Source organism: Dysgonomonas sp. HDW5B (assembly GCF_011299335.1).
GTDB lineage: Bacteria > Bacteroidota > Bacteroidia > Bacteroidales > Dysgonomonadaceae > Dysgonomonas_A.
The window spans coordinates 4,263,472-4,288,865 of sequence record NZ_CP049858.1 but is presented as its reverse complement, the minus strand read 5'-3'; the positions used below and the strand labels follow the sequence as shown (position 1 = coordinate 4,288,865).

Genomic DNA, 25,394 nt, shown 5'->3' with positions numbered 1-25,394 from the left:
GTTTTTAATTACTATATAAAAAATAATCATCTCCGTAAATCAAACCCAGTCCATTTATACGATCATCGGCAGCTCTGGTGATATTCGATAGCGGATGGCTATCCGGAAAACTTAAATCTATCTCCGGTGTTAGGAACTGATCGTCTGTAACCTCCCTAATCACTAAGGGAATGCTATTCGGTGAAACCATTTTACGGGCAATCTTAATTTGATCGACCGTTACGTGACATCTGAACTGATTATCACCATCGATACAGTAGATAGTATCTGAAGCGATAAGATCCTGTATGAAGTATAATTCAGCTTTGGGTTTAAATCCCGTCTCAGCTTCGATTTTATGGCGGACGGTTAGCCTGTCTCGGTTTTCTTCGAAATAGTCATTACCGTTTAGTGTATTCCAGAGGTTTTCTTCTGAGAACTCAGGTGTATCGTAAGATTTGCCTGTGACCTCCATTACTTCGAATGCTCCAAGTGAGTTACGGAATAGTAACAGAATGCGTTCTTCCGAGATCTGAGCCGGTTTGATAGTCAGATCAAAACTGAATTCCTGATCGAATTGTACTACGATATAAGCCGGAAGCTCGCCATAAAGAGAAGCGAACATTTGCCGGACTGCTTCGAAGTCTATCGAGCAGATCGTGCCGGCCGTCAATGCTGCCTGAGTAATTATTCTACCATTGACAGTCACGAATGAAACGGGAGTACCGGGATGGATAAATACCATCGGGTACAGCTCTGTTTCTCTCAAAACGATATGATGCCCATTGGTTCGGGTGGTGAATAATGGATTGTATACAGGATTATCGAGACGGTAGGTAAACATATTACGGTTTACTTTAGCGAGTCCGGATATGGCTTTGCTGCTGATACCTCCCCGAAATACTTTGATTGCCGATACACTAGGCAGGGTATCATATATGTACACTTGGCAATCAAAAGCAAAGTTTTCGACCGTATGAATGATATCGCCTTTGGTAATGGTCAATGTCTGATCTTCGATAAAGGAAAAGACTATATCCGAGATATCAAGATGTACCCGATTGGGGTAAGAATGATATTCGGTTGTCTGATAAGCTGTCAGTTTAAGCTTCTTGGATCGCGAACCCACACGAACCTCAAATTCAAGGCTATCGAAGCTTGTCTCCACTTCATAGATCATCGGGTTGCCGGTGAAGCTGAAGTTTTCGGGTTCTCGGATTACATGTATCATTTCGGATCTACTTTAATAACAACGGTCACTCCCATATCGACAGCCTCCCAATCACAATAGGCATCAAGAAATATTGTACTATCCGGAGATGTAACTGACAGGAATTGCACAAAATCATCACATGAAGCTGATTCATTACCGGGTTGATCTTTATAAATTTTATATAGAGCTCTCAATCCGTCGGCATTGGACGAACTTATATTTACTTTTTTTTCTTTGGCCATGCGAATATGATTATAATGAGTATTACTATACCTCCGACACAAGCAACATATAGCCATTCAATACCTTGAACAGGACGGCTGTCGGTATGTGATTGTGTGGTTTGTTTGACTTCTATGTCTGTATCTATTTCGGTAGATGTTGAATCGTTTCGGTTGATCAGGGATATATTTGATGATCGTCCAGAGCTATCAGATAACTCATTTTGTCGAGTTCCCCTCCATTGTTCTTGTACTTGTGATACTGATCCGTCAGGATTAAAGAGTGTTGTTCTAAAATACTCTTTGATGTTTGTATCGGTGGCGGTGCGAGTGATGGTAAGCATTGACGATTGTAAGGAGATCGTTTCACTACTGACCTCCTTTTTACTCTCTTTCGAATGGTCACTGATATGTGTATCAGTAGTATTACGGCTACTACGGCAACCAGTCCCAATAAAAAATAAAATAATGAGTACATAGATTTTCATTGTGTTAGTACGTTTAAAGCTCGTTTCCAAATATTAACTCGATCTGCATAACCATTATAACCACCATTGATAGCTTTGGTAAGCTTTCTAAAGTCCTCTTCCTTGAGAGTGCAATATCTATTGAGTTTATTGACATCCCAATACCAAAAAGCCGATAAAACAGCGTATTGAGGTTCCGTTAAAAGCTCCGGACTATCAATAAAGTCACAACCCATCGGAACATCGGTAACCCATTCGTCAAATAGTTTATAATTATCTTTTAAGGTTACCTGGAGGAGTCCACGCCCACGATATTTCCAACCATCATCGGAAGACTCTTTTCCGTTACCACCTCTGTCTGCATATACTTTATTAGCTATTTTTTGAGGTTTCCGGGCATATTCTTTGGCTATGTCCAGAGTTTTAAAGTATTTAGGAAATACAGCAAAAAGCCGTTCAGCCGAATAATTAAGGCTTTCTTCAACTACACTCAATTGTCCGGACTCATGCCCGATCTGAGCCAAAAAGGCTGCCATACGTTCAATTGTGTTGATATCGTATATTGTAGCATAATAAATTATGTAATTCAAATACTTAAGCCTATTACCCTCTGTCGAATTGGGATAAATCTTCTTTAGATGTTCATTTGTTAGTGTCAGTGTCATTATCTTCTTGGTTTAAATTATTAATGTCTTTCGTTTTAACTTCTTTCAAGAAGCTCGAAAAGTGAGGTATTAAACGTCTGATATCAACTACTAATACATAGTGGATGCCTTTTATATATACATTTTCGGGATAAACAGATCGTAGATTTTCGACAATAGATACAGCTTCTATCCAGGAGACAAAATACATTTGAAACTTAATAAAACTAAGGGTGTAAGTTAAAAGTGAAGATTTGGTATATATGTCTACATCCTCACTGAAACATTCGATCAGGTGAAGGAAAACACCTATTACAAGTGTACCGATAATAAAAAAGCAATAAACTGCATATTTAGCAACACTCCAACGAAGCTTCGAACTTTCAATACCTAGTTTATGTACTCGTCTGGAAGCAAATATTCCGGAGGCGAAATCACCAACCATAAAGAATACAACCAGGCAAATACTCAATACCAGACTATGTATATTCTGTGTAATAACTGCTATAAATGCTAGAACTAAAGCATAAACTCCACCAATGACTTTTTGCATCAATGGATTTTGTATAAATGTAGCTGTAGGAAACATCATGACTTTTGTTTTTATTTCAAAAGTCAGTAGTTTTTACGTGGGTATAAAGGACAAAAAAGCCTCCCATTTATATGAGAGGCTTTTTTCGTAGTTTATGAAGGATATATTTATTTATTCAGGATAACTTTTTCTGAAGTTTTAATTTCTCCGTCAAATTTCTCTATGATATATACTCCGTTGGTTAAACCTGTAGATGTAATATCAAAATGACCATTTACAGCATCATTCGAATACACAAGTATTCCAGATAAGTTATAAATCTTTACTGATTTTACTTCAGAGTGCTCTTCATCTATTGATATTGCACTTTTAAGTGGGCCGACAGGGTCACCTTTACCTCCTCCATTGACGGTGTAACTGTTGACTGCTACTTCACTCCATCCGCATGAGTTTAGTACCGATAATGTAACTTTAAAGAGTCCTTTACTTGGTGTTCGTATGGTAGTATAAAAAGTGGCGGTTTCTTTGCTAGTAGAAGAGTTACCTGACCCATATCCCCATCTGTAACGGATACCTTCGATGCTGCTTGCAAAGACATATTCACTATTAGGTGCAACATAACCACTTGAGCCAAGATCACCTCCTATCGTTGGTTTTGCTTCTTGACCAATCCACACTGAGGAGTTTGTCTGAGTATACTTTTTCCCTAAATAATCAACATCAACCTGAACCTTTGCATAACCCGATCCTGTTACCTTAAAACTGGCTTCATTGGTATTTTGACCAGAAACATATGTTAAGTTAGAGATTGGAGTCCAGGTTATTTTCGATCCTTCTGGTATAATACCTTCTATTTGATAAACAACAGAACTATTCTCACATAATCTGTTTCCTGCATTAGTTTTAACTACATATTGAGGTATAGGTTTAATTTTTACTGACGTATAACCTTCATAGTTTGTACTTGAATATTTGGGGTCTTTTGCTTTAACTTTTACTTTTATAGTTGTAGATGAAACACTTTTCTTTGCAACTACAATAATACCATCTTGAAGTGGGTAAACATCATATCTTTTAAATTCAAAATAATTTGAATCCCACTCCCATAAAGCTCTCTCCCAATCTTTATCTGCAATGGCATAATATCCAACTTGGTCACCAACAAAGATTTCTTGGGGTCCATCTATTTTCCAATTCCCTTCGGGCTTTGAAGGTGAAGTCGTTTGAGTGGTATAGGTCACTTCTAAGTATAAATCCAAAGGATTACCAGTAAATCTGACAATCTTACTTTCATCACTATGATTTACTGATAGATACAGACTTTTACCAATAGAGTTTTTAGCTATTGTTTTTAGTAAATCATTTGAAAGGGACGCCCCATTTCCTTCTTTAGAAAAAAGAAACACGCCAATTTCTCCAGCCGAATTTCCGACTAATGAATTCCAAACAAAATCATTAGCATCTTGTAGTTTCGGACATGTAAATACTTTAAATTTTCCTTCAAAGTTTGCATCCCATGCAATAACAGATGTCATTTGTAGTCTTACTGAATTAATAGTGGCTCCTGAAGGGATTCCTGACAGATTAAATTCTAAATACCCTCTCCCATATGTTTTATTTGTAGAATTATACCCTATAAAAAATTGTTTGGGGTCTTTGTCAATAGATTGCTTGGCGTACGTATTGTCTTTTTTAGTAACACCTACAAACGACTGAACCGGATAAAATTTGACCGCCGTTTGAGAAGATATCGTATTGCATAGTAGCATTACTATAAGAAAAAGGAATAGTTTTTTCATTGTATTATTTATTAATTAGTGAATTGGTAAACATATGCATATAATACAGAATTTTCACTAATCTTTTTCTCATATTTTTCTAACAAAAAAACACCTCCATCAAACTAGAGATGGAAGTGTTCTTTATTAAGTATGTAAATAAGTCTAGACAAATATACAAAAATCATTCTTCATCACCCAGACCGAAGCTATCTTTCAGTTTGTCGTTGATGGCTCGGGTACGTTGAGCTTTAGTGAGAGACTCGTATCCATCTTTATCACCTGCAGCTGCCTGATCATACATGGCAGATTCAATCTCCAGGTCACCCTGGGAGATCCCCGATCGGTAAGCTTTGTATTCTTCCGTTCCGGGAGTATTAATATTTTCTTCCAAAGACACCATATTTTTAATGTCTGGTAATCCGGAGAGAACTTCTAATGTTTTCTCGGTCGAAAATTTAACTTTTCCGCAAAGAGTGATGATTTCGAGTGGAGTTTTATCGTTAAGGTCTAAACCTTTATTTGTTTGCTTATCTTTCATTTTGAATTTGTTGTTTATGGATTAATAGGAGCTTTCAATACTTCCAGTATTTCACGTATTTCGTGGGTGTATTTTAGCATGTCGAATATTTTATTTTTCGACTCCGGATCCGATTGTAGGTTTGCATAATCGAACAGTAGCTTCGTTATCTTATCGCAATGAGAAGTATACAGATTCAAGTAATCATTGTTATTAAACTGTAGTTCTTCAATTGTGAGTAAGAGTTTCGGAGTAAATTCGGCATTTGTGTCTAAAACTATAGCCATAAGTAATTTGTTTTAGTTTGTTAATACTTAAAAAGATTTCCTTATGATTCGGCTACTTTATTTTAATAGAGAAAAATACCTGCATCGTATCGTTATCCGCTAATACAGAGGTTTCATTTTTCGACTGGCTAACTAGTTTCATGAAGTACTCTTCTTTGTATTGGGGATCATACATTTTATCCAGGAACTGGCTGATGGTAAGACCTACGTCTTGTAAATTACTGGGGGTTACTCGTTGCTTCATTTGTCCTACAGTACGGACATAAGCTCGCTCGGTGGGTTTCTTTTTTGTTTTCATTGTAATGATTGTTTAGCGATTTAGGCAGAAATAAAGAACGGCTGCCATTTCCCGTGTCGCTAAACAATCATTACTAACGAGTAAACTCGAATAATAAAGAAGTGGGAAAGACAACCGTCTTTTATCTATATTTTAAAGTATAGGCATAAAAAAAGCCTATAAGAAGTAGGCAATATTCTGCTTACTCTATTAATAATAATTGTTTAGCGATGCAAATATGCATAGTATTTTTGAAATTACATAATTTTTAACCCTAAAACTTTTGTATAAAATAAAAAAGCAGCTCGCGATGCGAAGCTGCTTCATCTAATTATAGAATAATGTCAGAATAAACTTGGATTAACATTTTTCTTACTATCCTTATATAATTTAATTATTTCAGTTAACTGTTTACTAGTCGTGGTCTTGGCCCTATTTTCTAGATACCATATCAGTTGATCTTCAGATAAAAGCTTAACTCTCCTATATGGTGAATTATTTTGATTGAGCTTTGATTCGAGATCTTCTATAAAAGGATCAATAATACCCTCATGGAATTCATCAATAATCTTATTACTTATGATTAAAACAGAGATATCTTTATCTAAGTCTTTATTTCTAGCAAAAGCACCCAAGTTGCCTAATGCTTGAAAAAGGAACGATTCGTTTCCCTGAAAACCTTGGGAGAAAAATACTTCTTTTCCAGAGAAGCTATTTATCTCCACAATACTACTGTAATTAAGTACAGTTACTAGGTTTAAACCTTCAGCTGTAAGTTTTACATATTCTTTCTTTGCCATTTATGTATGCTATTAATTTATTGAGTCAAGTATACTGTATAATTCCTTTTCTTCTAAGATAAGGATGTTAATATTGTTATCTTTTAGCTCTAATGCCTTTTGTAATTTGCTAGGTCCACAATCATTCCCAACTATAAATATATTTGTTTTGCGTGAAATCGAACCATTTATATCAGCCCCATAATTTTTAAGTAAAATACCTAAATCATTTCTAACTGGAAAACGTTCAAAAACACCAGATATAACGATCTTTTTATCATAAAATAGCGTGTTCGTATTATTCACAATACTCAAATCTTGGATTTTTGTTTCTGACGCAATAATATTATCTGGATTAGGGGTAAAAGTTCTATTCTTTTTTATCAATTCATTAGATTCTTCAATAATTTCGATATTTGAATAATCTCCTTTTGCTATTTGTTTTTCAAGTTCTCTAAAACTACTACCCAATCTATCAGGAACAATACCTTTACGTGACCACTCAAGATATTCTTCATCGGGTTCTTCAACTATTTGTCTATTTATTTTTTTCTTCGGAAGAATCGAGTAATCTGGGGTTTCTCCGTTCAAATACTTTAAAAATATGTTAGCACAACATCGAGCGTCAGACAGAGCTTCATGATGCTGACCTAAATCAATGTTATAAGCAGAACATAAATTAGACAAACTCCGGCTATATTCGTAAGGGAATAATTCCATTGTACTTTCTATAGCTAAAAAACGACATGGAGGAATCTTATAATAATCAAACTCCTGATTTAAAACTCGCATATCAAAACCATCACTGTGATGTACTATAACTTGTTTCTCGAAATGAGGCTTAATTTCATTCCACAGTTCTAAGAAAGATGGAGCATCTTTAGTCATTTCAGGTTTTATTCCATGTATTTTAGTACAATAAGCTGATATTTTATTTTCAGGAGGTTGTATTAAATATGATTTTTCAAGAACGACTACTCCTTTTTTTACAACAACCAATCCTATCTGACATGCATTCTTGTGTCCATAAGCCGTTTCAAAATCAAAGGCTGTGAAGTTGATGTTTTCCATAATATTTAATAAGTGAAATTTTATGTAATAATTAAGTTGTGAATCCTATTTTAGTGAATTCCATTTTTTGATTGCAGTCACTAATTGCTTTAATTTACTTTCTAATAATAATGAGAGTTCTTGTTTTGCAGAAAATTGGTCATATTTATTGATAAACTCAATAATTTCCATAGAAAATTGAGCCTTATTTTTATTATATTGCAATGTTATCTCTTTGTTCGATTTAGAAATAGTATTTTCTAATTTTTCGAATCTTTCATAAATGTAGTTTGGGGAATCCCAGTTATGTTTTACTTTAAGCCATTCTTTTATGCAGGCAGAGGGTATATAATTTTCTATTTCTCGACCATCTGTAATCCAACAATGATGCTTTCCTATTTCATTTTCAATACGAACTTTAGTCTGGTTTATTTTATCTGTTGCTCTTTTTGCATCTTTATCCATTACAACGAAGGCATTAGTGTTTATTTTTAACAGAGGGATAAAGTTTTTTTCGACTTCTTCTATCTCAAAAGATAAATGAGATAATAATCTGCCACCATAAAACATTATATTATAATGTATTCCTTCTTCAAGACTAGGTTCATATAAGCTGAGCCATTTATTTATGTATGTTCGATCGCTTGGACCTTCTACCCAGATAATTCCATTACATTGCAAAAGATCACTAGCTTTAATATCTAAATCTTCCAATAAGGCTTTAGTTTCAGTATTACTATTTACTGTATGTGTGACTGATTTATTGTTCTCTCTTACAACATGTATCAGTTGAGCATGTTCATATTTACCAAAGATATCTATAACGATATTAGAATGTGTGGTTATAAAAAAATAACATTTATACTTTTCGGAGTATTCTTTTATATATTTTAATAGTCTTCTCTGGAGAGCTGGGTGTAGATTATTTTCTAATTCTTCAAATGCGAAAACTATATTATTTATAATATCAGTATCATTTTTTGTAATTAAAATAAGGTTTATTAGTACTTGAATAATCGTTTTTATTCCACTTCCCATTTTTGATAGGGGAATAAGATTATCAAAGTCATCTTCAAAATAAATTTCCCAATCATCACGATCATTAATTTGAGATAAAATTCTATTGAATTTTATCTCTGGCTCTAAGATTTCATTTAATGCTGACAATATTTTCTTTTCAACTAAATCTCGATCTTGAGATGAGTCATTTATTGTTCTCTGTATATAGTTTGTAGCTCCTCTACCGTTAGGTTCTAAAAAAAGGTCCTTTGAAGATTTTTCGGGTTCAATATTCCGTTCTGCAGAAATAAGGTGAAATTTTTTCCCTTCTAGTTCTTGATTAATGTAACTTGCAATATTTCTTATATTTTCTTCTGGTATTGTATATGTATGATAATATGCAAGTGGTGTAGATTCTAAAAAATTTATGCTGATATTCAGAAATTTTTTTTCTCTATTATTCAAAGAATACAAATAGCGTTGTTTAAATAATCGATTTCTTATATCTTCATTTTCTTTATTTTTTTGTGAATTTGCATAGTTGGTTGAAAAAGCTTGTGACACAACCTTGCCAGTTAATTCTGTTTCAATTTCAATAATAGTATGTTTCCCTTCTCTAGTGTTTTGAGTAATATCAGATTCATTATCTGTTAGATAACGTATTACATCAATTAAGCTACTTTTTCCCGAGTTATTTTTACCTATGATTATATTGATTGGGTATATCTTGTCAAAACCAGCACCATTGTTGTCAAAACATTTGTAGTTTTTTATAATGATTTTATCTTTAATAATTCTTTCCATTTGAAAAGGTTGTTTCGATAAATTAATTCGTAATTATCACATCTTTCTTACTAACAATCGTCTTTTCCTGTATTTCTACTTTATATTGAATCATTGTAGCACCACTCTTTTGGGCAATACCTTCAACTGCTTTACAAGTGTTGGGGTTATATATTGATCCGCAAGAAGAACATTTAAAAGCTCCGTACTCGTCTAAAACTAATTGTACACGTTTATCCCACTCATATGGACATGCCAAATCAAAAGCCTTCGTTTCTCCAGGATCTCTTTTAACATAGATTCCCCTATTTCCGGTAGGTATAGTTGGATGATCTTTCTGATAAATATATAGTGTTGAGCCTCCATAAGTACTAATACTATTAATTTCTGATTCAGAAAAAATAGTGCTTAGCTTTATATTCACAGGATATTGTTTGGCTCTGTTATCTTCGGGATCATTATCCGATGAACAAGACGTAATAAGAAAAAAAGCAGGCAGAAGTAATAATAGTTTTTTCATCTTTTGCATTATTGTGTTACTAAACACCTGCAATTTATAAAAAAAATACTAAAGTCTAAACTAACAAACTTGGTTTAAACATAGAACTATAATTAATTTCTTTATCTATATCATCAGAGTGTGTTATCCAATTGGGAGACATAATAGTACCTGTATTTTCTTGATATACATGTAAAAAACGAACTTTACACTTATGCGATCTATAACCTACTGTACTATTATTGATATACTGCTGTTCGGTAGGTGGTAAAAACCAAAAAGTTACGGCACTGGGTGGATTTGGATCGTCTATAATACTTTTACTCAAAGATAAAAATCTATGAAAAAAAGGATTATCTGTTTCTTCCTTTCTAAATTCTATATATAACTCATCGTATTTTTCCTGTATTCTTTCATCCTGGTCATCACTTAACACCCATTTAAATCGGATATCGTCCGGAACTGGGAGATGGTGTTCTTTCTCCAGATCGTAAGGTTCATATAATCTCATGGTACGAGCTTCTACTTCTACGGTTTGCGATCGTAGCTCTCCAACCTCGTGATTAACTTTGTCCAGTAGAATAGGTTGATTTTGCACGATCCGTTTTTCTGCAAAGTTGAGATTGGCCAGAATGAAAGTAGAAGCATGCAGGTTGAACTTCACCAACCGGTTAGAATGTCTAAGAAAAGCATCGTATTCACTAAAAAAGTGAGTGAAAGCCCCATATTCTCCTACAAAAGTTAAAGCATACTTAAATATGTTTCCGTTACGGTCAACCTGTAACTTGTCGGGTGAGTTATATCGGAAAGGGAATATAGATCCGTATTTAAATCCCTGATATTCTTTTTCTCCTAATATTTCGCTGTAGGCTTCCCCCATATCATATACAAAGGCAAAAATACGATCGTTATCTGTATTTATAGTATTTCCATTAACAGTAAGTATAGAGTTCATTAGCGTACCATCGAGTCCAAAGTAGGGAAGTATTGTACCATTGTAGTTGATCATGGTCAGGCATTCGTCACTAGAGGTTATTTCTTCGGTTTCCATTCCTTCAACTTTTTTATTCCAATCGAACTGTATGGAAGACAATAATTTTTCCTCTCGGTTGATGGTAGATATCTGATAAAACAAACCGGTACGTCTATCGAAGTACACACCTCCTACATCTACCTGTCCCGAATAATACGGATATGTTCCTATAGTGTTACCATACTTTACCAAAAATTCTTCGAGAGTATCGGTTTCCGTAGCACTACGATCAAGGCCTCTTGCTCCGGATAATTTCAATTGTTTGGGTATGGGAGGCGACGGGTAGGGATGTGAGCTTACTTGAACAGGTGTGTATGATTTGTCTCTGAAAGTAGTACGGAGTAGGTGTAGATTAACTTCCTGACGGTTACTGTCGAAAAATACTCTGAGTCCGAAGCGTCCGTATAGACTTTGCAAAAACTGCATGATAGTAACTCTGGGTAATAGTTGTTCATACCTTATTTCGCCACCGACAATAGTATCCAGTGTATTATTGGCCAGACAAAGACGCTGAAGCTGGAAGTCCGTTTTAAAGGGGTTTTCGACAATGTTATACCCGAAATGAGAGAAAATAAGCTCTAATACTTTCCATACACGTATAAATGGGGTTATGCCGTAACCGGCCGGAACTTCGATCTGAAGAGGTTTGCCATCATCCAAGACATCAGTTGTAGTTCTTTCAATAAGAGAAGGCCCGACAAACTCAACCATGTTTAAATATTCATACTGGAATATTTCGGTATCATCTTTTGTATAACTGTTTCCTTTCAATATAGCTGGGAATATTGTTAGGTCTGTATTCAGGTCATCTGTTTTCAGCAATGTATTCATATCGTCGATCAGGTCCGATACAGATTTAACTACTACAGGAAGGTTAGATAATTGTGTAAGCAGAATATCCGACATAGCCTCATACATAATACCTTCATTAAATGCAATAATAACACCGAATGAAGTTTCCGGATTATCGGGTTGAACTTCATATAATACACCCTCCCTGATGTAAGATCCCGACTCTACAATGACGCTCATTTTACTTCGAGGCTTATTGGTTGTGTCCATCCGGTTCGAGAAACTAAATAGCCGTCTGTTATGTGGCGTATTGGGCAGTGTGGTAGTAACCGATTTCGTCCCCAGATCATTAAAAAAAGGTGACGTATTATTTAACTCAAGTTTAAAGCCGGCTATAACGTCAAATACTTCTCCGCTTTCTTTCAGTCTAATTATTATGCTCATGATCTTGAGAATAAGTTGTTGTTTTCATTCAGTTTCTTGAATTCGGTCTGCAATTCTGTTGCTCCCACCAATGCTTTAATACCTTTAGATTCTAACTTATCAAGAACAGAAACTAATCTTTGCATAATGGCCGGATCTATTCCTGACGAAAAATCAAGACCTGATGATGACGAGCTGTTATCCAAATGAAACCCACCATCGGCAAAACCTTTGGGCAAAGGGTTTACATTTGTTCTTTGAGTTCTAACAGCTTCGATCTGACGAACCATCGGTATTATTGCAGGAACTCTCAGTACTTCTTTAGGTATTATATATTCTCCGGCATGATAAGGCTGTCCGTCAGGAAAATGACCTTTAACGTCATACTTTTGTCCATCTCCGGTATAACCTTCGGGTTTGAAACCACCGTCGGCAAAGCCATTGTTTTTGACTGTAATACGTCCACTGGATGAACTTCCGGAAGATGAAGACGAAGAGTCTGATTTCTTTTTGCTTAACAAACCCTTCAAACCTACTTTAGCAGCTTGTAAAGCTCCCATAATAATAGCTCCGATAGCTGCAGTACGAAGGGCAGCTGATGCTCCGAACGTAACAACACTGTCGGGTAATGCAGCGGCAATGGCTGCAGCTTTAGCTTGTTCGGCCACGGCCACAGCTGTAGCTTCAACAATTTTAGTATTTATAATTTGTCCCAGGATATCGAATAGTATATCGATCATCGATCCGCCGAATGCTTCCAGTGCTGTTTTTTGACCGGAGAGTACTTCACCCATAGCCGTACCCATACTATTTGCATATTGGTTATACTGAGCTGCACGCTTACTGTTTTCTTTTTGCAAGGTAGCAGTCATCTGGGCCTCTACTTTACCAATCCGTTCTACTTGTTTGGTTGTTTCGAGTCCGGCATTCCTACGGGCCTCTGTTTCTTCCTGTAGCATCTGTAGCCGTTGGATATGAACAGCCATCTCAGCGTCAAAACCATTTTTACCCGAAGCCGCAGCTTCAACCATCAGGTTGTTCAGTTCCAATTGCATTTCATCTTTTCTGGCTTTAAATTCCTGCTCGAACTGTTCTTCAGCTAATGCCTTCTTTCTGTTTTTCTCTTGTTCGTTTATTTTGAATACATTGTCCTGGTACTCTTTTTCGAGTAATATAAAGGCATCGTATTTCTTTTGTAAGGCCTGCTTTTCTTCTTCAGTACTGGCAGCGGCCATTTGCAATCGTAACGATTCGGCAGTCTCTCCGAATATACCCAGCTCTCGAAGTCTTTCTGCATAGGCCTGCTTTTCTTTTTCCAGAGGATTAGCATTCAGAATAATTTTCTCTAGTCGTTTGCGGAACTCTATTTCCTGTGTCAGACGCTTGTCCTGTATTTCTGCTATCTTCTTATTGACATCAATTCTGACTTCCTCCTTGGTTGTACTTTTAAGGAAGGTATTCAGCGATTCTTCACGCAGCAAAAAGTTAGCTTGTTCCTGAGCATATATTTTCCGGTTAAACTCCGATTCGGTTTTGATATCACCATCCAGATACTCTTTTTTTATTTTAGCGAGCCTCTCCCGATGGGTTGTTTCAAGCTTTTCGAGTAGTTCATTCAGTTCTTTTTTCTGCTTGGTCAGAGCTTTTTTCTCGGCAGTTTCTCCTGACTTATCACCTTTTGCTTCACTCTTTTTTAATCGATTCATCATCGTTTCAGTACGTCTCAACTCCTTTTTTGTCTGAATATCTACATTCATCGACTTCATCTGAGCGTCAACATATCCTTTTATCATTTCATTACTACTCAATAAGTATTTTTGCATAGCGTTATAGGCCGTTTCTGAGAACTCTGCTGTTTTCTTGAGTAAATCAATTTGAGTATTCAGTTCCGTCTCTCTTTCTAAAAATTGAGCTTTTTCATTCTTATCGGCAAAGAGCAATCCAGTTCTGCGGATACTATCTCTTTCTTTCTCCAACTCTATAACTTCTTTGGCATAACGAATGGAATCTATATTCGCATTATAATTAAAAATAACATATTCTTTTTCGGCTTCACTCATAGCTAAATGAGCATCAAGGCGTTTGCTGTTTGCATCAATTTCCTGTTTTATTATATCTTTCTGCAATTTAGCCATATCCTCAGTCATAGCTTTGATTTTAGTCCCAATATTGATACGTTCGACATTAGATAAATTAACATCTCGTAATTGGGTTTTCATTTCTTCGAGTTCGGCCCTGACAGGAGCAGTTGTCAGATTAAAAGAGTTTTGTCTCTCAAACAATTCATCTAACATTTTTGATATTTCTTTCCCAACTTCGTACGCATTGACCATTCCATCAATGAAATTAGTAAAGTCCATTGTAGCAAATGCAACCTTTGCATACTCTAAAGCTTCGTTAACTCCATCCATAGTTGCTTTAAATTCTACACCTGTAGCCTTGTTGGATAACATCAGATCTTTCCATGTAGAGAACACTCCTTCAACAGTTTTATATCCGGCAACAATAGCAGCCCAATACTTATTAACTCCTGATGTAAACTCAGCAAATATATTTTGAGTCTCGGACGAACCTTTATTTAGTTCACCCATTCGACCACGAACTTCTGTTAATCTTTTTTCAAGTTCGGCATAGGCTGCTGGATCAGTAGACTCTGAAGTTTTGCGAAGTTGGGATTCAAGTTCTTTGGCTCTTTGGGATAATTGATCCATTGTCATATCCTCCACCTTCATTGTACGAATAATTTCTTCCGCTTTTCGATTATAATTCTCTATAGCTTTTTCATTTGCACTGATCTGACTTCGTAGGTCATTTGCATCATCCGCTACTTGAATAAATGCTTTTCGCAGTCGTTCGTATTTCTCGGACGATGTATCTCCCGATGCACTTAGTTTCGCCATCTGTTTTTGAAGGCTATCCATATCCTTTTCTACGACTTTCAGCTCAGCTCCAAGTTTTTTATTCGTATTGGTAAGGTCTTGGGATTTGGAAGATACATTCACAATCTCAGACTGAAGTCCTTTTGCATCAAGACTCAGGATCCACCGTATTTCATCAGGTTGTAATTTCTTTGCCATAACTATCTACCTTTAGCTTTTTCATAAGCTGATCCATTAATCCCTGTACTATCTTTCTTGCTAGAGCTTTCTATTGAGGCAAATGCTTCACGAAGGGCATCACCTATTTTATCAGATATTTCTTTGCCATATCTAAATCTAATGTTGATCAAAGCATTATTATATAATATACCCCATATTTGTCGATTATAAACACGTAAATCAGCTTTACGTCTCATATCTAGGAAGCGAATATATAAAGGGTAATTGGCTACCACTGTGAATTTTTCACCTGCAGACTGAATAATAAAATCAGGATTTGCCAAAGCATCTTCTAATATTCCGCTACGTTTTTTTACACCTTTTTCTCTTTCAACTTTTTTCAAATCCTTTCCCTCGTACCATATTCTTTCGCTCACAATGAGTTGCTGTGCTTTATATATACTGCGAAGGTCGTGTTCTAGTTGATCTCTAATAAAATTGGATTTATTTAAATTCTCATTTCTTAGTATCATAGCTCTATAATTTTACTTGATACAAAAAAAGCTCACCGGAGTGAGCTTCTAAAGGACAAAGAATATAAGAAAATTACACACGAGAGAATCTTTCTATCATTTCTAACAATCCGGCAGCACGCAGTCCGGTAAGGTTTTCCAACAGTTTAGTTTCAGTATGAAAATTGATTTCTATAGTAAGTAGTTCCTGCTGGGTGGATCCTGCGAATATCTCTTTTATAATTGCTATAAGTCCAGAAGGTATGGCCGAATTACTCCATCCTTGGATATCGAGAACACCTTCATGGAATGAAGGATAAAAGAATGTTTTGCTACTGCAGGAAGTAATGCGTGTAGCCGGCACTTTTATATGTTCGGGCATCTCCGGTAGTTCGGATCCGGAGTCGATAAGATATTGAAATCGTTCTTGCCAGGATCCTAACGAATTGAACATATCTATAAATTCATTTTGTTTATCCTGTAGTGTCATTGCATATTGGTTACTGAGTGATCGAAAATAGCCATCCAACCGGATCGGTCATAAAATAATATTGGCTGAATGGGTACAATTTCGGCTGGAAAACTGATCAGCTCCCGAGTACCACAAAATTCAAGATCAGTCTGATCAGCTTCCATCTGATCTAAAATTGTGCATAGAACATTATACATACGGTTCATCAACAGCGCTTCATTCAAGTTATCATTGTTAGCCATCGAGTAAGGGAATGCTACTGCAACAGCCAATTTCTGACTGACTCCTAGAGGTTTGGTCGGATCATAGGAAAATGCACCATATTCGACAAACAAAGATATTTTCTCTACATTTCTCAATCGGTCCGATACAAACTTCTCATTAGTCGAATACACAAACATATCTATATCGTCAATTACATAATCATCCGGTTGATTGAGAATATCCGCTTCAATTTCAGCATAACCGGGATCTTGGGATCCTTCGGGATTAACAAGCATAGCTTGGAGTATATCTTTACTTACAAACTTGGAGAAGTACTTAAATAGGGTAATTATAATATCCATCTGATTCATAGTAAATTATTTATGTCGTTTATACTCAGTTTTGTATTTTGGGCAAGATCTTCTACTGTTGCTCCTTTTGCAACAGCTTCGCTTAGATTATCTTTAAGTATCTGCAGCTGGGCATCAAAAAAATCATTCAGATCCTTATCATATAAGTTGTAGCCGTTCTTAGCAGTCATAAGTACTACTCCATTCATCCCCAGAGTTATTTTTTCGCTGTCTTCATCGTCGGATCCGGAAGAACTGAACAGTACGGAATAGGATGGATGAGACATATAAAATTCTATTATTCCGGAAAACCAATAGATAATACCGAATTTAAGAGCCGGATCAAGTGAAGTAATACGATCTGCATGCTCACTAACTAAGTTTTCTTTATATTCATTAGTACCTGGATAGAGAATAGAGATAATACGGTTCATACATTTTTCTTTGCTGACAGGAGCCGGATCATTTATATAACCCGAATAAAGGTCAAAGCAGTCGGAAAACTCTTTAGGTGTTATATTCGTAAAAGGAGCAATATCACGAACAAATTTACGACCGGTATACTTTTTCCCTTGGAGCTTTATATAGGGTATAGGATTCTTAATAAATACACGATTAAACAGCAATTTATGTCGTTCTATTTTAAAGGCAAAATCAATATGTTCTGACAATCTGTACAGATTAAAAATAAGTATATCTTTATCCGGACTTGTGGGTTTATGGTAGTGGATCCAGACTTTAAAATAGGCGGAAAACCGAATTTTACCCAATTTAATATAATACCAAAGAGCCACAAACAGATAACTGAACTTATATAGTAAGTACTTCAATACAAATAAGAGTTTACCTGATCCGGGACAGTATCCTGTTACTTCTTTCAGCATTTCGATCCTGAATACTTGCGGATCTAGTTGCCTTTCAATAAGTGATTTTAATTTACCGAAGGCAAATAATCTTTGTTTGAAGGTAAGATCTTCCCAACTAACCGGTAGCTCGAGTGTTCCTTTATTTAATGGTATTGTTTTCATCCGAAATAGAATTTATCACGATCAGTAATATTACGTTCGCCAATCACCGGACGGTTTGACATTGTTGTTTTTCCTGCTTTCACATCCTGCTTTTTTAATTCCAGATCCCAGGCTGTCCAATAAGTAATAGCTTTGGCTTCGAATGTTTTTGCAACACGCTCCCTGATATAATCGTCGGCTTTTGCATTATGATTTTTACCCATCTCGTTACTGATATCCCTTCGTATAGGTTCGGGAAGACTCATATAAGCTAAACGAGTGCATGCACGTGCCATTACATCATAACATAGGGCCCTGGTATTAAATTTATTTTTCTCCGGAACTTTCTCTCTGGAGAGAATACATTCTTCCCAAACTTCACGGATAAGCCATCGGGCCACAATTATAAAGTATTCGTCCGATACACCCACCCAACGTTGAAAATCGGTCACGTCAATAGGAATCTCAGACATTTCTTCATTTCCTTTCCAGTCCTCAAATTTGGCTTTATTGTCATTCAGAAGCCTAAGCAACTGATTCATCCAAAACCAACCGGTAGTGATCAGATTATTATTGAGAGCATCTTCCTGATACTTGTAGATTGTTGTTTCGTCTTCATTCTTTTTTACGGTCACACCATCATTTCCTATGCGAGTAATCAGGAAGATCAGATGTTCATAAATTCCGAAGTGAAGCATGGCTCTCTGTAGATAGTCTTTTGCTTTATCCTGCAGGTCCTGATCTGAAGATGCATTACCGCCACATATTTTATCATACAATTTTTGTGACAAAATTCCGGCACAAGTAACAGCAACCTTACAAAGCGAACTTTCTATATTGTCGTATTCAAGAGTGATATTTACACCCGATATACGGGGTTTCATCTCTCTGGCGAATGTGGCTTTTTCGAATGGTAGTTTCATCTCAGTTAATTATAATGTTATTACTAAAAGCTTGAGTCCTAATTTGGATCGGCCGTAGCCACACCTGCAGCACGTTCTCCGGGTGTTGTCTCTTGTAACTTAGAAGGAATATCAATCCAAAATCCGACTATAATACCTTCTTTTTTTGCATGAGGAAAATTGATATGTATGGCCCGGTTGAGTTCCTTGAGAATAAAGTACTCGTCAAGTGTTAAGGTCATCACATACATCAGGTAATTATACCACACTTCGTTTCCCGACTTGCTGGTAAGTCCGGAGTTATCGACATTGGTTATAGAGGCTGATATACCTAAGCTCATTAGAATACTCTTTATTGAGCTTTCGTCATATTTATCTACAGCATCAAAAAACTCTTTGAACTTTCCGGGAAAGTCTTTAAACTCCCAACCTTCTTCACCCCATTTGAGTGTAGCGTATAATTTGCCCTGGTTTTTTCCTTCACCCGTCATTACTTCGGTAATTTTACGAAGCTCGGCACTGATCAGCTCGTCCATCATTCCTTCGATGAAGCGGAAAGGCTTTCCATCGTCATCAACTAGCTTAACACCACGGTATTGGCTTTGAATAGGAGTATCTTCATCTCCCTGAATATTACTCTCACAAATACTTTGTAATATTTCTTTGTGATGTTCATACCAGGTTCCGGGGATAATAGCGTGTACATGATTATTTAGAGCATTTTTAAGATAACTGTTCCGGTACATGGGAGCCAGTTTACAGGCCTTCAGGTATTCTTGCAATCCGGCAAACCAATCATTAAAGGCATAGGTCCACTTAGTAAATGTTTTGTCTGAATTGAATGCTATTGCAGAAGGAAACTTGAACGGTTCTTTCGGTGAAAAGCGATTGTAGACATCATAGTCTGTTCCAGATATGTTCATCCAGTCACCGACAATCACGTATTTGCAGTCTTCGTTTTTAATACGCTGATTGTGCTTTATATTAGTAGCAGCAAGACGAGCTTCATCAGATCCTACATAAGTAAGAGCCTCAATCGGAATCAAACCACCGGTACGCCTCGATCGTGTAAAGTGATATTTAGATACGCAGGTTTTTACATGGTAAAAATCGTTTATTATATTCTTCAGGTACTCCCAACAATGAGGATATCCTCTTTCTTCCCAACTATCGAGCCAGTCTTGTATTGCTTTATCTTCGTATGGGATCCGAACACGTTTTTGGTCAGCACCTTCACCAACTACCGTTTCTTTATACAATCGAGGCCCTTTACCGAAGATAAACTTAACTAGCTTATTTATAACTGTTGGCAACAATTTATTTTCGCTAATCCCTGCATATACTTCTTGAGGATATAGGTTGTGGCCTTCCCCCCAGAGAGGTACGGTAAATCCGGATAGGTTGAGTGTCATCCGGTCGCTGATATACCTGGAATAAATATTCCGGGACTGGGCAAAACTTATATTTTCACGATCACCTATTCCTTGTATTTCGAAGGTTACAACTCCGACATCGGGATTACTGGCATAGCCTCTGTTACCATTTATAACTTCGACTTTTGTCCGGCAGTCTTTACCCCCTTTTATTTTTCTTCTATTACTCATGAGAACCATTTTACTTCATACCATGTATTGTGTGGAGGAAAACAAACCGCTCGGATCAACCATTTGAAACATTGACGAGGTTCGTCACTGGGTACATCGGAAAAGTACAAATAATGATCGCTGTCTACCTGAAGGCCTTCACTACTGCGAGCCGGACGCAAACGGCATTCCAGATAAATATCTACAAACCCCGATTTTTCGGGACGATTAAGATCGCATGTGATGAATTTAATACCGAATGTAGCTTTAGGTGACAGCTTGAGTCTACGCATACGCTCTATAGCTTCCGGACCGGTAATTGTTTTCTCATATTCCATGATACAAAAAAAGCCCACCGGAGTGAGCTTCTAAAGGACAAAGAAAGTATGTTCAATCTACAATACGAGAATCAGGCTCCAGCCATTTCTTAATTGTTGAATAACTCTCATTAATTGTGATACCTTCTATATTTCCAGACAAAAAACGGATTAGGCATTGCTCCGTATTTCCTTCAACTCTTTCTATAGTTTGAATCGCATCTACATTAATTATGAATAATTTTTCTCTATCTACCTTAACTTCAATAAATTTAGCCATACTTGTTATGAGGATTTAATTAATAATATCAGAGCAATATACTAAAATAAAAAAGACCGAACAATCACTGCTCAGTCTTTTCAACCAATAAAATAATTCTTTCGAATTAAGTTTTTACTGATTTTTTTTATAAGTTAAAAAAACCACCATGTTTTTTTTGTATCATTTGGGTTCCATAAATCCATAAAAGTAGATGGGATATTAAAGGTTTTATTTATTGGCTTAGGGACTTTTAAACCATAATACCTTTTTGTTAGGACTAAATTTGTCATAGGTTCTTTTATACGATATGGCCCTGTTGTAAAGCCATAGTCTGTAGTGTTTTCAATTTCCCATAGTTGATTGGATGAACCTGAGTAATTTTGTAAAGATATATTGTCTACACCTAAGAATGGATCAGTTTGCGGGGTTCGAGTTAAATATCCATTATTTCCCTTAATTCTATAATATTTCCCTTCCGGATAAAAAGTCCATTTGTAGCTTACACCTCCCATTAGTATTTTACCTTTAACACTCATCCCATCAAAGTTTCCGTCTCCATGATACAGAGCGAGACCATCCTGATTCATCAACGTTTTTGACTCATAATCAAATGAAGTTTTTGTTGATTCTACAACTTTCTTTTCTTCAGCATAAGCAATTAAGGCATTTTCGACTTCTTTTTTCTTTTGAGGATTATCAAAAATAAATTCACTTAGAGGGTAAATTTTAGTATTAGGGTTTCCAATTCCTATAATCTGTTCTGTTGATGTTGTTACACTATTTAGCCATTCGGTATAACTAAAAGAAAGATTATCAATAGCTCCGGTAAAAGGGTCAAAAGAAAGCTTGTCAGCATCTAGAGCTTTGTCCCCACCAATAACCCAAACTAATATTTCCATATCTTTATGCGTGTTCACTGTTGTTACTTTATTAAATGTTCCTCCATTTAATTTGACAGCTTTGTATGTAATATCTGTTTCGCTTTTGAAGGAATCGCTATTCGTTGATGACGATAATTTTCCATAGAATAGCATGCGACTAGATCCTCCTAATAAAATGTCAGTAAGAACATGAGTTCCGTATTTTCTAACCAATTCCATTCCACTTTTTGTATTAACATCATAGGTAAACGTACTTGATAGATATTTTTTTAAATATGTAGGATTTGTTTGTGAAAATTGAATTTTACGAGTTGCTTTTTTTGCCACCATTTCATAATAGCAGTGATTTGCTGTAATCTTTTTGTTACTTTCAATATCAATTTTTAAACTTCCAGTAAATAGTGGTAATATTTTAGATGCTTCGCCTATAGGACCAATAGTTACATCCAAATTTTTTGTTAAATCATTTTGGTAGTCTGAAAAATTATTTCCCCACCTTTTTTTTTCATTAATCTGGTTTGGCAATAAATCTGTATAAATAATATTTTGTTTATCTCCTTCAAGAAAGGCTTTAGTATCAATTACTGGTAGCCGTGCATGTAATGTCCCAATAAAATCAGATTGAGTACAATCGTAGCCATAACCAAGTACATCATAAATGCCATCTCCTCCAGATCTTAATGATGAAAGTTTAGCTTCTACTTCTTGATCAAGTAGCAGAGATTCGTTAGAACATGAAAAAAGTCCTAATAAACAAAATAAAAATAAATGTTTCAGTTTCATAAAAGTTTTATTTGTGGTTAATATTATTGCAAATGTATGTTAATTTAGAGTGGTTGTTTATAATAAAAACCTCATATAATTCTAATAATGTTAAATATTGACACCTCTAATAAAAAAAGCATCGGACAAGGAGTCCGATGCTTGGTGTAAACAATGTTCTTTGATTACTCAAAGAGATAAAAATCATTTAAATTCAACAGCTATCATTTCTTTACCTAAGTCATGAATAGCTTTTTCCACTTTTTTAGTCTGATCTTCAGATGCAAATGCTTTTCTTGTTTTGTATTCTAATTAATTTTATGGGTTATAAATATATCCATCTATGCCACCATATTGTTCATTCCATTTGCTTATAGCATAATCAACCTCTGCTTTTGTAAATGCGTACCAGGTATCACCAGTATTCCTACTCCTTAGTCGATGCATTGGACTGGTATTAGGTTCTGAATTTACTAAGACGTAAGCTATAATGCCTCCATATATATCATTCCATTTGCTGACTGCATAATCAGCTTCTGCTTTTGTATACACATACCAGGTATCACCAGTATTCCTACTTTTTAATTGATACATTGGTTTGGTATTAGGATCAGGATTTGCTAAGACATAACCTACAATACCACCATATTGCTCATTCCATTTGCTGACTGCATAATCAACTTCAGCTTTAGTAAACACATACCAAGTATCACCAGTTTTCCTGCTTTTTAATTGATGCATTGGTTTAACTTCAACAACTTTCAATTTTTTACTTGCGATATATCTCTGAACTGCATCTTTAATTTGTGCTTTTTTAGTAGGATCAGTAATGAAATGGTATATCGGGTAAGTAGCATTCCAATTTAGTTCTACTAATTTCGAATTTTTATCATCTACTGATTTTGCCCATTCAGTCTTATTAAGTGTGATAGAAGAAGCATTCCCTGGGCTAAGAGTTATTGTATGACCATTATTTGTACCTCCCACAGTTATAATATTACAAGACCAATTTACATTTTTTTGATTTAATGTTGTAGTTTCTGTTGTTGTTGTTGATCCTCCCAAACTTAATCCAACTACACCTAAATTTACTTTTAGACCAGCCTCTACTGTTTTACTTTTAGTCGAAGACGACGTTTCTTCTATTATTGAAGAATTATAAACAGCTTTGTAGAATCCTCCAATTGTAATATCTGTCATTACATGTGTCCCATATTTTATCACTATCTGATCAGCAGTTAAAGACTTTAAATCTTCAGTAAACTGCTGATGCAAGTATTTAGATAGATCTAGGGGAGACGAATCTACGAATAAATGTCTGTGTTTTTTTAATAAATCAGCTCTTGCGAAGGAAAATTTTGAAGAATAAGAATAATTTGAAGTTGAGTTTTTTGTTACTGATCCCGAAAAGAAGGCAGTTTCACTATCTTTCGCTCTACTATCATCAGGAAATGCAGCAACAGAACCATTGAAATTAGTCTTCTTCATAATATCCTTAGTCATTGCTGTCGCATTTTCACCCAGATAAGTGTTGTCTGTAATTATCGCAACTAATGGGTTGTCAAACTTGTACATATTTCCAGCATCTAAAAAAGCTTTAATATTGACAACTTGTCTTTTGACAGCAGTCTCTCCCATGTATTCGTCTGTGATATCATACCCATAGCCAAGTACATCATAAATGCCATCACCTGCGGTTCTTAAGGTTAAATTACTAACTTCAGAATCATCTTGGTTATTTAACAATCTGTCTTCTGAACACGAGAATAATCCCAGAATAAAAATTAAAAATAAATAGTTTTTTTTCATGTTTTTCATGTTTTTAAAAATGTAAATTTAAGTTAAGGTAGTGAAATATCATATAATAAAAATATAATAAAAATATATGAATGTGTTAAATTTTTTATGCGAAGAGGTTTTTTATTGTCAATTATCTGAGGTTGGAAGTAGATATTTATAATTACCCGTTGAATATAAAGTGTTGTTAAGGAAAACAGTCTGTGAAAATAAATAAATCGAACAACCTTTGCTCAGTCTTTTCAACCAATAAAAAAGCATCGGACAATCTGCCCGATGCTTGGTGTAAACAATGTTCTTTGATCACTCAAAGAGATAAAAAATCATTTAAATTCAACAGCCATCATTTCTTTACCTAAGTCATGAATAGCTTTTTCTACTTTTTTAGTCTGATCTTCAGATGCAAATGCTTTCTTTGTTTTGTATTGACGAAGCAGTGATTCATTAATTCCGGCTCTTTTTGCAATCTTCGAAACTATTAAGTAATCAAAGTCTTCAAAGAATGAAGGAATATCATATTTATAATCAAATTGTGGATTATCCAGTTCTTTAGGTATTGGTTTTCCTTCATCCGTATACATACTTAGTAATAATGACAGAGCTTCCATCATATCCGCTTTAGCAGCTTCCACTGAATCACCCATGCCGTTCAGTCCATGATCTTTTAAGTTAGTCACGTAGATTCCGTAACCATCTTTTCCTTTTTCAATAATAGCATTCAGTTTCATAATCTTTTCTATATAGATTAAAATTGCAAACAAATGGCAGGTCTTATTTAAGACCTGCGCTCTTTTCGATGCTTCTTTGAGTACCGATTGGAACTTCCTGACTCATGTGCCTACTTACCGGAAACTTCAAAGAAGTTATCGGACTGTAGTAGATGTCATGATTCGATCCGTTCCTGGTGATGTAGCAACCGATTGACTCGATTCTACGTCTTAGTTCAGATACTTTCATAATTCAAAGAACATTTGTTTACAATGCAAATATAACGTTTTTGTTATAATTGTACAAATATTCGTATAACAATT

At 35.5% G+C, this 25,394-nt stretch carries 27 protein-coding genes; all 27 read right to left on the bottom strand.

Going from position 1 to position 25,394, the window contains the following annotated elements:
- Positions 1-4: 4 nt before the first annotated feature.
- The 27 genes from G7051_RS17670 to G7051_RS17540 all read right to left on the bottom strand — a co-directional run bounded on the left by G7051_RS17670 (position 5) and on the right by G7051_RS17540 (position 25,320).
- Entirely contained in the window at positions 5-1,210 is a 1,206-nt protein-coding gene (locus G7051_RS17670) for a hypothetical protein (protein ID WP_166202428.1), read from the bottom strand.
- Complete coding sequence (locus G7051_RS17665) at positions 1,207-1,434, bottom strand: hypothetical protein (RefSeq protein ID WP_166202426.1); 228 nt, start codon at positions 1,432-1,434, stop codon at positions 1,207-1,209. Before G7051_RS17665 ends, G7051_RS17670 begins: the two co-directional genes overlap by 4 nt.
- Positions 1,413-1,901: a hypothetical protein gene (locus G7051_RS17660; protein ID WP_166202424.1), complete on the bottom strand. Its 489-nt coding sequence runs from the start codon at positions 1,899-1,901 to the stop codon at positions 1,413-1,415. The genes G7051_RS17665 and G7051_RS17660 overlap by 22 nt, the downstream gene beginning before the upstream one ends.
- On the bottom strand, positions 1,898-2,545 hold the full coding sequence (locus G7051_RS17655) for a glycoside hydrolase family 19 protein (protein ID WP_166202422.1): 648 nt from the start codon (positions 2,543-2,545) through the stop codon (positions 1,898-1,900). The genes G7051_RS17660 and G7051_RS17655 overlap by 4 nt, the downstream gene beginning before the upstream one ends.
- The gene (locus tag G7051_RS17650; protein WP_166202420.1) at positions 2,523-3,116 is read right to left on the bottom strand and encodes a phage holin family protein; all 594 of its coding nucleotides are present in this window, start codon (positions 3,114-3,116) and stop codon (positions 2,523-2,525) included. Before G7051_RS17650 ends, G7051_RS17655 begins: the two co-directional genes overlap by 23 nt.
- A 107-nt stretch (positions 3,117-3,223) precedes the next feature.
- Positions 3,224-4,855, bottom strand: a complete 1,632-nt coding sequence (locus G7051_RS17645; protein WP_166202419.1) for a T9SS type A sorting domain-containing protein — start codon at positions 4,853-4,855, stop codon at positions 3,224-3,226.
- 163 nt (positions 4,856-5,018) lie between these two features.
- The gene (locus G7051_RS17640) at positions 5,019-5,375 is read right to left on the bottom strand and encodes a hypothetical protein (RefSeq protein ID WP_166202417.1); all 357 of its coding nucleotides are present in this window, start codon (positions 5,373-5,375) and stop codon (positions 5,019-5,021) included.
- 14 nt (positions 5,376-5,389) lie between these two features.
- Complete coding sequence (locus G7051_RS17635; RefSeq protein WP_166202415.1) at positions 5,390-5,641, bottom strand: hypothetical protein; 252 nt, start codon at positions 5,639-5,641, stop codon at positions 5,390-5,392.
- 52 nt (positions 5,642-5,693) lie between these two features.
- Positions 5,694-5,939: a hypothetical protein gene (locus tag G7051_RS17630; RefSeq protein WP_166202413.1), complete on the bottom strand. Its 246-nt coding sequence runs from the start codon at positions 5,937-5,939 to the stop codon at positions 5,694-5,696.
- 323 nt (positions 5,940-6,262) lie between these two features.
- Positions 6,263-6,718 (bottom strand): hypothetical protein, encoded by a 456-nt coding sequence (locus G7051_RS17625; protein ID WP_166202410.1) that lies wholly within the window; start codon positions 6,716-6,718, stop codon positions 6,263-6,265.
- A gap of 12 nt (positions 6,719-6,730) precedes the next feature.
- Positions 6,731-7,768 (bottom strand): exonuclease domain-containing protein, encoded by a 1,038-nt coding sequence (locus tag G7051_RS17620; RefSeq protein WP_166202408.1) that lies wholly within the window; start codon positions 7,766-7,768, stop codon positions 6,731-6,733.
- Between the two features lie 45 nt (positions 7,769-7,813).
- Positions 7,814-9,550 (bottom strand): ATP-dependent endonuclease, encoded by a 1,737-nt coding sequence (locus G7051_RS17615; RefSeq protein ID WP_166202406.1) that lies wholly within the window; start codon positions 9,548-9,550, stop codon positions 7,814-7,816.
- A 22-nt stretch (positions 9,551-9,572) separates the two neighbouring features.
- Positions 9,573-10,049 carry a hypothetical protein gene (locus G7051_RS17610; protein ID WP_166202404.1) on the bottom strand — a complete coding sequence of 159 codons (477 nt, stop codon included), beginning with the start codon at positions 10,047-10,049 and terminating at the stop codon, positions 9,573-9,575.
- 55 nt (positions 10,050-10,104) lie between these two features.
- On the bottom strand, positions 10,105-12,297 hold the full coding sequence (locus G7051_RS17605; protein WP_166202402.1) for a hypothetical protein: 2,193 nt from the start codon (positions 12,295-12,297) through the stop codon (positions 10,105-10,107).
- Positions 12,294-15,353, bottom strand: coding sequence for a hypothetical protein (locus G7051_RS17600; protein ID WP_166202400.1), 3,060 nt, complete (start codon positions 15,351-15,353; stop codon positions 12,294-12,296). Before G7051_RS17600 ends, G7051_RS17605 begins: the two co-directional genes overlap by 4 nt.
- Positions 15,354-15,355: 2 nt before the next feature.
- Complete coding sequence (locus tag G7051_RS17595) at positions 15,356-15,847, bottom strand: hypothetical protein (RefSeq protein WP_166202398.1); 492 nt, start codon at positions 15,845-15,847, stop codon at positions 15,356-15,358.
- A 73-nt stretch (positions 15,848-15,920) separates the two neighbouring features.
- On the bottom strand, positions 15,921-16,316 hold the full coding sequence (locus tag G7051_RS17590) for a SufE family protein (RefSeq protein WP_166202396.1): 396 nt from the start codon (positions 16,314-16,316) through the stop codon (positions 15,921-15,923).
- Positions 16,313-16,873, bottom strand: coding sequence for a hypothetical protein (locus tag G7051_RS17585; RefSeq protein WP_166202394.1), 561 nt, complete (start codon positions 16,871-16,873; stop codon positions 16,313-16,315). Before G7051_RS17585 ends, G7051_RS17590 begins: the two co-directional genes overlap by 4 nt.
- Positions 16,870-17,880, bottom strand: coding sequence for a hypothetical protein (locus G7051_RS17580; RefSeq protein ID WP_166202392.1), 1,011 nt, complete (start codon positions 17,878-17,880; stop codon positions 16,870-16,872). Before G7051_RS17580 ends, G7051_RS17585 begins: the two co-directional genes overlap by 4 nt.
- Positions 17,877-18,782, bottom strand: a complete 906-nt coding sequence (locus G7051_RS17575) for a hypothetical protein (RefSeq protein WP_166202390.1) — start codon at positions 18,780-18,782, stop codon at positions 17,877-17,879. Before G7051_RS17575 ends, G7051_RS17580 begins: the two co-directional genes overlap by 4 nt.
- 38 nt (positions 18,783-18,820) lie before the next feature.
- A complete protein-coding gene (locus G7051_RS17570; protein WP_166202388.1) occupies positions 18,821-20,365 on the bottom strand; it encodes a hypothetical protein in 1,545 nt (514 codons plus the stop codon).
- The gene (locus tag G7051_RS17565) at positions 20,362-20,682 is read right to left on the bottom strand and encodes a hypothetical protein (protein ID WP_166202386.1); all 321 of its coding nucleotides are present in this window, start codon (positions 20,680-20,682) and stop codon (positions 20,362-20,364) included. The genes G7051_RS17570 and G7051_RS17565 overlap by 4 nt, the downstream gene beginning before the upstream one ends.
- Before the next feature lie 52 nt (positions 20,683-20,734).
- The gene (locus G7051_RS17560; protein ID WP_166202384.1) at positions 20,735-20,941 is read right to left on the bottom strand and encodes a hypothetical protein; all 207 of its coding nucleotides are present in this window, start codon (positions 20,939-20,941) and stop codon (positions 20,735-20,737) included.
- Positions 20,942-21,075: 134 nt separating this feature from the next.
- A complete protein-coding gene (locus G7051_RS17555; RefSeq protein WP_166202382.1) occupies positions 21,076-22,587 on the bottom strand; it encodes an MAC/perforin domain-containing protein in 1,512 nt (503 codons plus the stop codon).
- 297 nt (positions 22,588-22,884) lie between these two features.
- A complete protein-coding gene (locus G7051_RS17550) occupies positions 22,885-24,375 on the bottom strand; it encodes an MAC/perforin domain-containing protein (RefSeq protein WP_166202379.1) in 1,491 nt (496 codons plus the stop codon).
- A gap of 311 nt (positions 24,376-24,686) precedes the next feature.
- Entirely contained in the window at positions 24,687-25,091 is a 405-nt protein-coding gene (locus G7051_RS17545; RefSeq protein ID WP_166202377.1) for a type II toxin-antitoxin system HicB family antitoxin, read from the bottom strand.
- Positions 25,092-25,134: 43 nt separating this feature from the next.
- Positions 25,135-25,320: a type II toxin-antitoxin system HicA family toxin gene (locus G7051_RS17540; protein WP_166202375.1), complete on the bottom strand. Its 186-nt coding sequence runs from the start codon at positions 25,318-25,320 to the stop codon at positions 25,135-25,137.
- Positions 25,321-25,394 lie beyond the last annotated feature (74 nt).

Excerpts from the sequence above, each read along its gene's own strand:
- G7051_RS17670 (WP_166202428.1), bottom strand. The coding sequence starts at position 1,210 with ATGATACATGTAATCCGAGAACCCGAAAACTTCAGCTTCACCGGCAAC.
- G7051_RS17665 (WP_166202426.1), bottom strand. The coding sequence starts at position 1,434 with ATGGCCAAAGAAAAAAAAGTAAATATAAGTTCGTCCAATGCCGACGGA.
- G7051_RS17660 (WP_166202424.1), bottom strand. The coding sequence starts at position 1,901 with ATGAAAATCTATGTACTCATTATTTTATTTTTTATTGGGACTGGTTGC.
- G7051_RS17655 (WP_166202422.1), bottom strand. The coding sequence starts at position 2,545 with ATGACACTGACACTAACAAATGAACATCTAAAGAAGATTTATCCCAAT.
- G7051_RS17650 (WP_166202420.1), bottom strand. The coding sequence starts at position 3,116 with ATGATGTTTCCTACAGCTACATTTATACAAAATCCATTGATGCAAAAA.
- G7051_RS17645 (WP_166202419.1), bottom strand. The coding sequence starts at position 4,855 with ATGAAAAAACTATTCCTTTTTCTTATAGTAATGCTACTATGCAATACG.
- G7051_RS17640 (WP_166202417.1), bottom strand. The coding sequence starts at position 5,375 with ATGAAAGATAAGCAAACAAATAAAGGTTTAGACCTTAACGATAAAACT.
- G7051_RS17635 (WP_166202415.1), bottom strand. The coding sequence starts at position 5,641 with ATGGCTATAGTTTTAGACACAAATGCCGAATTTACTCCGAAACTCTTA.
- G7051_RS17630 (WP_166202413.1), bottom strand. The coding sequence starts at position 5,939 with ATGAAAACAAAAAAGAAACCCACCGAGCGAGCTTATGTCCGTACTGTA.
- G7051_RS17625 (WP_166202410.1), bottom strand. The coding sequence starts at position 6,718 with ATGGCAAAGAAAGAATATGTAAAACTTACAGCTGAAGGTTTAAACCTA.
- G7051_RS17620 (WP_166202408.1), bottom strand. The coding sequence starts at position 7,768 with ATGGAAAACATCAACTTCACAGCCTTTGATTTTGAAACGGCTTATGGA.
- G7051_RS17615 (WP_166202406.1), bottom strand. The coding sequence starts at position 9,550 with ATGGAAAGAATTATTAAAGATAAAATCATTATAAAAAACTACAAATGT.
- G7051_RS17610 (WP_166202404.1), bottom strand. The coding sequence starts at position 10,049 with ATGAAAAAACTATTATTACTTCTGCCTGCTTTTTTTCTTATTACGTCT.
- G7051_RS17605 (WP_166202402.1), bottom strand. The coding sequence starts at position 12,297 with ATGAGCATAATAATTAGACTGAAAGAAAGCGGAGAAGTATTTGACGTT.
- G7051_RS17600 (WP_166202400.1), bottom strand. The coding sequence starts at position 15,353 with ATGGCAAAGAAATTACAACCTGATGAAATACGGTGGATCCTGAGTCTT.
- G7051_RS17595 (WP_166202398.1), bottom strand. The coding sequence starts at position 15,847 with ATGATACTAAGAAATGAGAATTTAAATAAATCCAATTTTATTAGAGAT.
- G7051_RS17590 (WP_166202396.1), bottom strand. The coding sequence starts at position 16,316 with ATGACACTACAGGATAAACAAAATGAATTTATAGATATGTTCAATTCG.
- G7051_RS17585 (WP_166202394.1), bottom strand. The coding sequence starts at position 16,873 with ATGAATCAGATGGATATTATAATTACCCTATTTAAGTACTTCTCCAAG.
- G7051_RS17580 (WP_166202392.1), bottom strand. The coding sequence starts at position 17,880 with ATGAAAACAATACCATTAAATAAAGGAACACTCGAGCTACCGGTTAGT.
- G7051_RS17575 (WP_166202390.1), bottom strand. The coding sequence starts at position 18,782 with ATGAAACTACCATTCGAAAAAGCCACATTCGCCAGAGAGATGAAACCC.
- G7051_RS17570 (WP_166202388.1), bottom strand. The coding sequence starts at position 20,365 with ATGAGTAATAGAAGAAAAATAAAAGGGGGTAAAGACTGCCGGACAAAA.
- G7051_RS17565 (WP_166202386.1), bottom strand. The coding sequence starts at position 20,682 with ATGGAATATGAGAAAACAATTACCGGTCCGGAAGCTATAGAGCGTATG.
- G7051_RS17560 (WP_166202384.1), bottom strand. The coding sequence starts at position 20,941 with ATGGCTAAATTTATTGAAGTTAAGGTAGATAGAGAAAAATTATTCATA.
- G7051_RS17555 (WP_166202382.1), bottom strand. The coding sequence starts at position 22,587 with ATGAAACTGAAACATTTATTTTTATTTTGTTTATTAGGACTTTTTTCA.
- G7051_RS17550 (WP_166202379.1), bottom strand. The coding sequence starts at position 24,375 with ATGAAAAAAAACTATTTATTTTTAATTTTTATTCTGGGATTATTCTCG.
- G7051_RS17545 (WP_166202377.1), bottom strand. The coding sequence starts at position 25,091 with ATGAAACTGAATGCTATTATTGAAAAAGGAAAAGATGGTTACGGAATC.
- G7051_RS17540 (WP_166202375.1), bottom strand. The coding sequence starts at position 25,320 with ATGAAAGTATCTGAACTAAGACGTAGAATCGAGTCAATCGGTTGCTAC.